The organism is Streptomyces pseudogriseolus (assembly GCA_002154585.1).
Lineage (GTDB): Bacteria > Actinomycetota > Actinomycetes > Streptomycetales > Streptomycetaceae > Streptomyces > Streptomyces pseudogriseolus.
On the sequence record MUNG01000108.1, the window covers coordinates 1 to 9,857 of the forward strand.

The following is a 9,857-nucleotide window of genomic DNA, read 5'->3' on the forward strand; positions in this document are numbered from 1 at the left end:
CGGGCGGGGTGGCGCGGGCCGAGGAAGACGACGATGCCCTTGCCGTCGGGGGACGGATGGGTGACCTGTGTCCAGCCCTGGCGGCGGTAGAAGGCCATGGCCCGGCTGTTCTGGACGGAGGTCAGCAGCCAGGCCCGTCCTTCGGGCGCGTGCGCGGTCACCGATTGGAGGAGGTCACCGGCGAGTCCGGTGCCGCGGGCGGCGGTACGGACGGCCAGTTCGTCGATCTCCAGGGCTCCGCACAGCCAGTCCGCGGTGTGCGCGGGGCCCAGGCCGGCGGCGGCCTGTGGGTAGCAGCGGTCGGTGGGGAAGGGCGTCGGGGTGGTCCACGCGGTCGCGAAGCCGATGACCTCCCCGTCGCGTACGGCGGTCGCCGCTGTGAAGCCGGAACGTTCCACGTCGGCCGGCAGCCGTGCCGCGAACTCCGTCGCCCGTTCCTCGTCCTCGTTCCAGGGCGGGGCGCAGAAGGCGTCGACGTAGACGGAGCGCAGCGCGTCGGTGTGCGCGATGAGCTCGGCGTCCGTGTGGACGCGGATGTCGGTGGTCATCAGGCCGCCACCGCCTTCCCCATGGCGACCGGGTGCAGGGCGGCGTACTCCAGCGGCGCCGACGGATCGATCGACACGTCCAGCGGCGCCGGTGCGGCTCCGGCCCGGACCAGGAGGTCGCCGACGGCGGCGATCATCGCGCCGTTGTCGGTGCACAGGCGCAGCGGCGGCACGCGCAGCTCGATCCCGGCCGCGCGGCAGCGCTCCTCGGCCAGCGAGCGCATCCGGGAGTTGGCGGCGACTCCGCCGACCACGACCAGGGTGCCCACACCGTGCTCGACGCAGGCGGCGACCGCCTTGCGGGTCAGGACGTCGGCGACGGCCTCCTGGAGCGAGGCCGCGCCGTCCGCCACCGGCAGCTCGCGTTCCGCGTGTCCCTCCGCCCAGCGCGCGGCGGCCGTCTTCAGGCCGGAGAAGGAGAAGTCGTACGAGCCGGGCAGCGGGCGCGGGAAGGACACGGCGCGCGGATCCCCGGTCCGCGCCGCCCGGTCGATGGCCGGACCGCCCGGATACGGCAGCCCGAAGACCCGCGCCACCTTGTCGAAACACTCCCCGGCCGCGTCGTCCAGTGTGTCCCCGAGGTGCGTGATCGGGGCCCGGGCGAGGTCGCGGACGAGGAGGAGGGACGTGTGTCCGCCGGAGACGATCAGCACCATGCACGGGTCGGGCAGCGGCCCGTGCTCCAGCGTGTCCGCGGCAACATGCCCGGCCAGGTGGTGCACGCCGTACAGCGGGACACCGAGCGCGTACGCGATGCCCTTCGCGCCGGCCAGGCCGACCTGGAGCGCGCCGGACAGACCCGGGCCGGTGGTCACGGCGACGGCCCCGATGTCGGCCAGCCGCAGCCCCGCCTGCTCCAGCGCCTGCCGGACGACCGGGCGCAGCGCATGGAGGTGAGCGCGGGAGGCGATCTCGGGCACCACTCCGCCGAAGCGGGCGTGCTCGTCCATGCTGGACGCCACCGCGTGCCCCAGCAGCCGTCCGTCCCGGACCAGGCCCGCGCCCGTCTCGTCGCAGGACGACTCGATGCCCAGCACCACCGCAGACCCCATGGCAGACCCTTCTGCACTGCATAAGTTGTTGCGAATAGTGTGCAATAAGATCCCCGGTGGTGTGCACCCGACCGGCTTCACGCAGGTGGCGGCCCCGTAGAGTGCGGTTCTGACGCCTTCGACCCCTCCCCGATCCCGAGGTACTCAGCAGTGACACCCGCCCGACCGCCACAGGCCACCGCAGTGACAGTCGTCGGGATCGGCGCCGACGGCTGGGCCGGCCTGACCGAGGGCGCACGGTCCGTCCTGCTCGACGCGGAGGTTCTGATCGGCGGCCCGCGCCAGCTCGGCCTGCTGCCGTCCGAGTGCGCTGGTGAACGGATCACCTGGCCCTCGCCCCTGCGGCCGGCCGTCCCCGGCCTGCTCGCCGCGCACACCGGCCGCCGCGTCGCCGTACTGGCCAGCGGCGACCCCATGTTCCACGGCATCGGACGGGCCCTCACCGAGGTTCTGGGCATGGACGCGGTGCACGTCCTGCCGCACCCCTCGTCGGTTTCCTACGCCGCCGCCCGGCTCGGCTGGCCGCTGGAGGACGTGGACGTGGTCACCCTCGTGGGCCGACCGGCCTCCCGGCTCGCCGCCGCCCTGCACCACGGCCGCCGCCTGCTCGTCCTCAGCGCGGACGCCACCACCCCCGGCACCGTCGCGACGCTGTTGCGTGAGCGCGGCTTCGGACCGAGCCGGATGCGGGTACTGGAGCGGTTGGGTGCCCCGGAGGAGCACGTCGGCGACGAAACCGCCGCCGACGACTGGACACAACCGCCCGGCGACCCCCTCAACGTCGTCGCCGTCGAGTGCCGGCGCGCTCCGGACGCCCCGCGCCTGGGGGCGGTGCCGGGACTGCCCGACACCGCGTACGAGCACGACGGGCAGCTCACCAAGCGGCATGTGCGCGCCGCCACCCTCGGAGTCCTCGCCCCGGCGCCCGGCGAACTGCTGTGGGACATCGGCGGCGGCTCCGGTTCGATCGCCGTCGAGTGGCTGCGTATCCACCCCTCCTGCCGGGCGGTCACCGTCGAACGAGACCCCGCGCGGGCCGCGCGCATCACCCGCAACGCCGATCGCCTAGGCGTACCGGGCCTGCGTGTCGTCACCGGCACCGCACCGGGCGCACTCGGCGGGCTCCCGTCACCGGACGCGGTGTTCATCGGCGGCGGACTCACCACGCCCGGCCTGTTGGACGCCTGCTGGCGGGCCCTGTCGCCCGGTGGCCGCCTGGTCGCCAACACCGTGACGCTGGAGTCGGAGGCGGTGCTGGCCGAAGCCCACCGCCGCCACGGCGGCGAACTGGTGCGCTTCGCCGTTGCGCACGCCGTGCCCGTGGGCACCTTCACCGGGTGGCGGCAGGCGATGCCGGTGACCCAGTGGGCCGTACAGAAGACCGTCGACACCTCCCCAGGAGCAGACAGATGACCGTGTACTTCATCGGCGCCGGCCCCGGCGCCGCCGACCTGATCACGGTGCGTGGCGCCCGGACGCTCGCCGCCTGCCGGGTGTGCCTGTACGCGGGGAGCCTGGTGCCCCGCGAACTGCTGGCCGAATGCCCGCCGGACGCCCGGCTCGTGGACACCGCGCAGCTCAACCTGGACGAGATCACGGCCGAGCTGGTCCGAGCGCACGAGGAGGGGCACGACATCGCCCGGCTGCACTCCGGGGACCCGTCGGTGTTCAGCGCGGTCGCGGAACAGATGCGGCGGCTGGACGCGGCCGGCGTGCCCTACGAGGTCGTCCCGGGAGTGCCGGCTTTCGCGGCGGCCGCGGCCTCCCTGAAGCGGGAGCTGACCGTGCCGACCGTCGGGCAGACCGTCATCCTCACCCGCGTCGCCAACCGCGCGACCGCCATGCCCGAGGGCGAGGACCTCGCCACCCTCGGCCGCAGCGGCGCGCTCATCGTGCTCCATCTCGCCGCCAAGTACGTGGACCGCGTGGTCGGCGAACTGCTCCCGCACTACGGAGCCGACTGCCCCGCCGCCGTCGTCGCCTACGCCTCCCGCCCCGACGAGCTGATCATCCGCGGCACGCTCGACGAGATCGCCGCGAAGGTGAAGGAGGCGGGGGTGCTGCGCACGGCTGTGATCATGGTCGGCCGGACGCTCGGCGCGGAGCAGTTCCGCGACAGTCACCTGTACTCGGCGGAGAGGGAACGACATGTCTGCTGAGGAGGTCGAGGAGGTCATTCCGGTTCTGCGTGTGCGGGATGTCGCGGCGGCGGTGCGGTGGTACGCCCGGCTGGGCTTCGTTCAGCAGTGGGAGCACCGGTTCGAACCAGGACTGCCGGTCTTCACGGAGGTCGCCCGCGGTCGGGTACGGCTGTACCTGTCGGAGCACGAGGGCGACGCGCGGCCGGACACCTTGGTGTACCTGCGGGTCACGGACCTCGACGAGGTCGCCGCCGAGTTCGGCGTCCGGGCCGAGGAGGCGCCCTGGGGACGGGAACTCGAACTCCGGGACCCGGACGGCAACCGCCTCCGGGTGGGCCCGGTCGCCGCATAGGCAGACCCCCGTGCACTCAGGCCGGGGCGCTCCGGCCCACCACCGTGCCCGCCCGGTCGATGCAGATCACGTCCACCGTGACCGGCGCACCACGCAGCACCGCGAGGGCCTCGTCGCGGGCCGCCGTCGCGACCAGGTCGCCGAGCGGCACCCCGGCGGCCTGGCAGAGCTGGAGCGCGGCGAGGCCGGTGTTGGCCCCGGCCACTTCGGCGGTCAGCATCTCGTCCGCGCCGCCGCGCCGGGCCAGTTCGGCGAGGAAGCCCTTGTCGACCTGGGAGCGGGCGGAGTGCAGGTCGAGATGGCCCGCGGCGAGCTTGGAGAGCTTGGCGAAGCCGCCGCAGACGGTCAGACGGTCCACGGGGTGACGGCGGACGTACTTCAGCACGGCGCCCGCGAAGTCCCCCATGTCGAGCAGGGCGTCCTCGGGCAGGCCGTACTCGGCGACGACCGTCTTCTCCGACGTCGAGCCGGTGCACCCGGCGACGTGCGTCCGGCCCGCCGCCCGCGCCACGTCCACCCCGCGCCGGATCGAGTCGATCCACGCCGAGCACGAGTACGGCACGACGATCCCGGTCGTGCCGAGGACGGAGAGCCCGCCGAGGATGCCGAGGCGGGGGTTCCAGGTGGAACGGGCGATCTCCTCGCCGTGGTCGACGGAGACGGTGATCTCGACGTCGCCGCTGGTGCCGTGCAGTTCGGCGATTCGTGTCACGTGCTCGCGCATCATCTGGCGGGGCACGGGGTTGACCGCCGGCTCACCGACGGGCAGGGGCAGCCCGGGGCGTGTGACGGTCCCGACCCCGGGGCCGGCCTTGAAGACCACGCCCGCGCCGGCGGGCAGTCGCCGTACGGTGGCCCGTACCAGTGCCCCGTGGGTGACGTCCGGGTCGTCGCCGGCGTCCTTCACGATCCCCGCCATCGCGTACCCGTCCGTCAGCTCCTCGGCCGCCAGTGCGAACGACGGCGTCTGCCCCTTGGGCAGGGTGATCGTCACCGGGTCGGGGAAGTCGCCGGTGAGAAGGGCGGTGTACGCGGCCGTCGTCGCCGCGGTGGCACAGGCACCGGTCGTCCAGCCGGGCCGCAGACCGGTGTGCTTGAGTTGGGCGCTGCGACCGCCCTTGGCCTCGCTGCTCATGTCTCACTCACGGGACGGAATCGTATGAAGGGGAAAAGTCTGTCGTGCATGTGCTGATCCTCGGGGGCACCACGGAGGCCCGCCGTCTCGCCGAGTCGCTGGCGGCCGAGCCGCTGCCGGGGCTGAGAGTGACGAACTCCCTGGCGGGGCGGGTGTCCGCGCCCCGGACCCCACCCGGCGAGGTGCGCGTCGGCGGCTTCGGCGGCGCCGAGGGACTCGCCGCTTGGCTCGGCGAGCACGCAGTCGACCTGCTCGTCGACGCCACCCACCCGTTCGCCGGCACGATCAGCTTCAACGCGGCAGGTGCCGCCGCCACCGCCCGCGTCCCCCTGCTCGCGCTGCGCCGCCCCGGCTGGACGCCGGTCGAGGGGGACGACTGGCACGAGGCCGGCTCGCTGGCCGAGGCCGCCGGACTGCTGCCCGCGCTCGGCCGGCGTGTCTTCCTGACCACCGGCCGGATGGGCCTGGCGGCCTTCGCCGGCCTGGACGGCATGTGGTTCCTCGTACGGTCCGTCGACGCACCCGGGGCACCGTGTCCGCCCCGCACGGAAGTGCTGCTCGACCGCGGCCCGTTCACCCTCGACGGAGAGCGTGAACTGCTGCGCCGGCACCGGATCGACGTACTGGTCACCAAGGACAGCGGGGGAGCGGCCACCGCGCCGAAACTGGCGGCCGCCCGCGAGGCGGGGGTGCCCGTGGTCGTGGTGCGCAGACCACCGGTGCCCGAAGGAGTGCCGGTCGTCGCCACGCCCGAGGAGGCGGCGCGGTGGATCCGGCAGGCACACGCGCGCCGAATGCCTCCGGGGCGACGAAACTCTCACGTCTCCGGGTAGCGGCGGGGCGTCCAGACGACCTCTTCACCGTCGCCGCGCCGCACGACCCGGGTCTGCGAGGAGCCGACCAGAAGGATCGTGCGCATGTCGACCTCGGCCGGGTCCAGGTCCGTCAGCCGTACGACGCGCACCCGTTCGCCGGTGCCGCCCACGTCCCGCGCCACCACGACCGGTGTGTCCGGTGCCCGATGCTCCAGCAGCAGTTCGCGGGCCTTGCCGACCTGCCACGTCCGGCTGCGCGAACCGGGGTTGTACAGGGCCAGCACCAGGTCCGCCGAGGCCGCCGCGCGCAACCGCTCCGCGATGACCTCCCAGGGCTTGAGCCGGTCGGACAGGGAGATCGTGGCGTAGTCGTGGCCGAGCGGGGCGCCCGCGCGGGCGGCGGCGGCGTTGGCGGCGGTCACCCCGGGCAGCACGCGCACGGGCACGTCCGCGTACTCCTGTGTGGAGGCGACCTCCAGAACGGCGGTGGCCATGGCGAAGACCCCGGGGTCGCCGCCCGACACGACGGCCACTCGCCGCCCCCGGCGGGCGAGTTGCAGCGCGAACTCGGCCCGCTCGGCCTCGACCCGGTTGTCGGAGCCGTGGCGTTCCTGCCCGGCACGTACCGGAACCCGGTCCAGATAGGTGGTGTAGCCGACCAGGTCGTCGGCCGCGGCCAGCACGCCCCGGCTCTCGGGTGTGAGCCACAGCGGCCCCGCCGGCCCGGTCCCGACGACCATGACCTCTCCGCGCCCGGGCGCGCCACGCTCGGCGTCGACCTGGCTCGGCAGCACCGCCACCGAGAAGTACGGCACCGACTCGGCCTCCACGTCGGCCAGTTCCGCGAGACGCTCCCCCGCCATCGTGGCCCGCTCCACGTACCGGGCGGCGTCGAGCCGCCCCGAACGCTCCAGCGCTCGGCGCACCTTGGGGAAGGTGCGCCCCAGCTTCATCACCACGGCCGCGTCCGTCGAGGCCAGGCGCGCCGTCAGTTCCTCCTCGGGCAGCGTGCCCGGCAGGATGGTCAGTACCTCCTCGCCCTCGGCGAGCGGCGTGCCCAGGCGGGCCGCGGCGGCGGACACCGAGGTGACACCGGGGACCACCTCGGTGTCGTAGCGGTCGGCGAGCCGCTTGTGCATGTGCATGTAGGAGCCGTAGAAGAGCGGGTCGCCTTCCGCGAGGACGGCGACCGTGCGGCCCGCGTCCAGGTGGGCGGCGAGCCGGGCCGCCGCCTCGGCGTAGAACTCGTCGATGGCGCCCTGGTAGCCGCCGGGATGGTCGGTGGTCTCGGTGGTGACGGGGTAGACCAGAGGCTCCTCGACGTGGTCGGCACGGATGTGCTTCGCCGCGATGGAACGGGCGATCGACCGGCCGTGACGGGCGCTGTGATAGGCGATCACGTCGGCCTCGGCGATGGCCTCCACGGCCCGTACCGTCATCAGGGACGGATCGCCGGGACCGAGCCCGACTCCGTACAGCTTGCCGCTCATTCTTCCTCGCTCGCGATCGCGTTGAGTGCGGCGGCGGCGATGGCGCTGCCGCCGCGACGGCCCCGCACGACCAGGTGCTCCAGGCCCGAGGGGTGGGCGGCCAGGGCGTCCTTGGACTCGGCGGCTCCGACGAAGCCGACGGGCACGCCGATGACGGCGGCCGGCCGGGGCGCCCCCTCCTCGATCATCTCCAGGAGGCGGAAGAGCGCGGTGGGCGCGTTGCCGACGGCGACCACGGCCCCCTCCAGCCGGTCGCGCCACAGCTCCAGGGCGGCGGCGCTGCGGGTGGTGCCGAGCCTGGCGGCCAAGTCGGGGACGGCCGGGTCGGACAGGGTGCACAGGACGTCGTTGTCCGCGGGCAACCGCCTGCGCGTGACGCCGCTGGCGACCATCTGCACGTCGCAGAGGATCGGCGCGCCGGCACGGAGGGCTTCGCGGGCGCGGGTGACCACCCCGGGGGTCCAGGACAGGTCACGGACGAGGTCGACCATGCCGCAGGCGTGGATCATCCGGACCGCGACCTGGCCGACGTCGACGGGCAGGGCCGTGAGATCGGCCTCCGCGCGGATGGTGGCGAAGGACTGGCGGTAGATGGCCGGCCCGTCCTTCTCGTAGTCGTATGTGGTCACGATGTCTTCTCGCTGCTCTCGATCGTCATACGGCGGATGAGGTGAGGGTCGCCAGGGCTGTGCCGAGGCGGGCGGGGTCGTTCAACGGAACAGTGCGCGGCGGTCGGTCCCGGACGGTCTCGGTGAGGTGGTAGCCGCCGTCCGGCGCGGCCACCACGTCGATCCGGTCGCCGTGCGGTCGGCCGCAACGCCGTTCGCAGCCGGACCAGTACAGCGGCAGGCGGGACCGGCCCACGGCGGCCACCGCGCGCGCCGCGTCGGTCCGTACGTCGGAGTGGGACCTGCCGCACCCCGGTCGGCCGATGCAGGCGCCGACGCGCGGCCAGGGGGAAGAGGCGTCGGTGACCAGGCCGGTGTCCGCGAGGCGGTCAAGAGCGTCGGCCGTATCCGCAGCACTCGCGCCCGGGGTGGGCACGACGATGCCGCGCCACGGCGTCACCCGCAGCTCACCGCCCTGAGCGCGGGCGGCGGCCCGGATCAGCTCGCGCCACTGCGCGGTCGTGACGCGGCCCAGGGGAGCGTGGACGGAAAGGGCGGAGCCGATGACGCCGGGACGGGGCCCTTCCGCGCGTGCCGCGCCTCGTGACGCCTCGACGCACGCGATGCCCGCAGCCGACAGGCGGCGCCGCACCGCACGTGCCAACGTGTCCCTCTCGATTCCCAGTTCGTCCACCCGCCAGACCTGGACACCGTTCTGTCGCGCGACGTCGAGGAAGGCTTCGGCAGCCGACAGCGCGGCACGGGCCGCGTCGTCGGCGGACACGAGCCAGCCTTCGCCCGCCGAGCCGAGGCCGAGCAGCGCTCCGCCGGTGGCCACGCGCACGGTCACGTCGGCTCCGAGCGCGGCCACGTCCCCGCGTCCGTCGTCGAGTGCGAACAGGAACCGGCCCGACAGTTCCCGCACCGCCTCGCTCCTGCACAGCGCGGTGTCGAGGGACTCCAGCCAGGGCCGTACATCCCGCTTGCCGCCCCCGTCCAGACCGGACAACGGCGAGGCGACGATGTTGCGCACCCGGTCGTGCGCGTGCGAAGGGAGCAGGCCCACGCTGTCAAGCAGTCCGGCCAGTTCCGCTCCACAGCTGTCGCGCAGCCCCCGTAGCTGCACATTGCCCCGTGAAGTGAGATGAAGATCTCCATCGCCCAGGTGCCGGGCCGCGTCCGCGAGCGCCTCGGCCTGCCGCAATCCGAGGACGCCGCCGGGAATGCGGATCCGCGCCAGCGCACCGTCGTCGGCGGCGTGCAGCCGCAGCGCGCCCGGGCAGGCGTCACCGCGGTCCCGTGAGACCGCGGTGGCCTGGGGCGATGAAGGCAGAGGGGGCGTGGACATGGCGGCGAGCATACCGACCGTCACACGGGATGTACGCCCCGCCCTCTTGCCGTGACCCTTACTATGCTTCTCGGTGGATCATTCGGTCCACCACCGCCATGACGGCGACAGGGGAGGAAGCCCGGTGCGAATCCGGCGCGGTCCCGCCANNGGCCGGGTGAGCCAGGAACTCCCGCCGTCCATCACCGCCCGGGGCGCGGACCCCGAGGAAGGCCAGACGCCGCATGCCGCACACGTCCGGGGATCGCGCTCCGCACCCCAGCATCCTGCTCCTGTCGACATCCGACACCGACCTGCTCAGCGCCCGCGCGGCGGACGGCCCGGTGCCCTACCGCTTCGCCAACCCCACCCGCCTCCCCCTCGACGAC

Annotated in this window: 10 protein-coding genes; 4 read left to right on the plus strand and 6 right to left on the minus strand. The window is 73.9% G+C overall.

Annotation, left to right across the window (positions count from 1 at the left end):
* A partial coding sequence (locus CCN29_RS11435) for a GNAT family N-acetyltransferase (protein ID WP_086681427.1) occupies positions 1 to 548 on the minus strand: 548 nt, incomplete at its 3' end.
* On the minus strand, positions 548 to 1,600 hold the full coding sequence (gene tsaD / locus CCN29_RS11440) for a tRNA (adenosine(37)-N6)-threonylcarbamoyltransferase complex transferase subunit TsaD (protein ID WP_086681431.1): 1,053 nt from the start codon (positions 1,598 to 1,600) through the stop codon (positions 548 to 550). The genes tsaD and CCN29_RS11435, both read right to left, overlap by 1 nt.
* A gap of 183 nt (positions 1,601 to 1,783) precedes the next feature.
* On the opposite strand from tsaD, the gene cbiE reads away from it, so the two are divergent.
* Genes cbiE through CCN29_RS11455 form a run of 3 tightly spaced genes read left to right on the plus strand, consistent with a single transcriptional unit; the run spans position 1,784 to position 4,093 of the window.
* Complete coding sequence (gene cbiE, locus CCN29_RS11445) at positions 1,784 to 3,013, plus strand: precorrin-6y C5,15-methyltransferase (decarboxylating) subunit CbiE (protein WP_189406027.1); 1,230 nt, start codon at positions 1,784 to 1,786, stop codon at positions 3,011 to 3,013.
* Positions 3,010 to 3,759 (plus strand): precorrin-4 C(11)-methyltransferase, encoded by a 750-nt coding sequence (gene cobM / locus CCN29_RS11450; protein ID WP_086681434.1) that lies wholly within the window; start codon positions 3,010 to 3,012, stop codon positions 3,757 to 3,759. Before cbiE ends, cobM begins: the two co-directional genes overlap by 4 nt.
* The gene (locus CCN29_RS11455) at positions 3,749 to 4,093 is read left to right on the plus strand and encodes a glyoxalase superfamily protein (RefSeq protein ID WP_058917516.1); all 345 of its coding nucleotides are present in this window, start codon (positions 3,749 to 3,751) and stop codon (positions 4,091 to 4,093) included. Before cobM ends, CCN29_RS11455 begins: the two co-directional genes overlap by 11 nt.
* Before the next feature lie 16 nt (positions 4,094 to 4,109).
* On the opposite strand, the gene CCN29_RS11460 is transcribed toward CCN29_RS11455, so the two are convergent.
* Complete coding sequence (locus CCN29_RS11460; protein WP_058917517.1) at positions 4,110 to 5,228, minus strand: cobalt-precorrin-5B (C(1))-methyltransferase; 1,119 nt, start codon at positions 5,226 to 5,228, stop codon at positions 4,110 to 4,112.
* A gap of 44 nt (positions 5,229 to 5,272) precedes the next feature.
* Between CCN29_RS11460 and CCN29_RS11465 the strand changes: the two genes are divergently transcribed.
* Entirely contained in the window at positions 5,273 to 6,061 is a 789-nt protein-coding gene (locus tag CCN29_RS11465; protein ID WP_058917518.1) for a cobalt-precorrin-6A reductase, read from the plus strand.
* On the opposite strand, the gene CCN29_RS11470 is transcribed toward CCN29_RS11465, so the two are convergent.
* Genes CCN29_RS11470 through CCN29_RS11480 form a run of 3 tightly spaced genes read right to left on the minus strand, consistent with a single transcriptional unit; the run spans position 6,046 to position 9,501 of the window.
* The gene (locus CCN29_RS11470) at positions 6,046 to 7,533 is read right to left on the minus strand and encodes a precorrin-2 C(20)-methyltransferase (protein ID WP_086681437.1); all 1,488 of its coding nucleotides are present in this window, start codon (positions 7,531 to 7,533) and stop codon (positions 6,046 to 6,048) included. The two genes, CCN29_RS11465 and CCN29_RS11470, sit on opposite strands and share 16 nt — an antisense overlap.
* The gene (locus CCN29_RS11475; RefSeq protein ID WP_058917520.1) at positions 7,530 to 8,162 is read right to left on the minus strand and encodes a precorrin-8X methylmutase; all 633 of its coding nucleotides are present in this window, start codon (positions 8,160 to 8,162) and stop codon (positions 7,530 to 7,532) included. Before CCN29_RS11475 ends, CCN29_RS11470 begins: the two co-directional genes overlap by 4 nt.
* Before the next feature lie 25 nt (positions 8,163 to 8,187).
* Positions 8,188 to 9,501: a ferredoxin-like domain-containing protein gene (locus CCN29_RS11480; protein WP_442538326.1), complete on the minus strand. Its 1,314-nt coding sequence runs from the start codon at positions 9,499 to 9,501 to the stop codon at positions 8,188 to 8,190.
* Between the last annotated feature and the right edge of the window lie 356 nt (positions 9,502 to 9,857).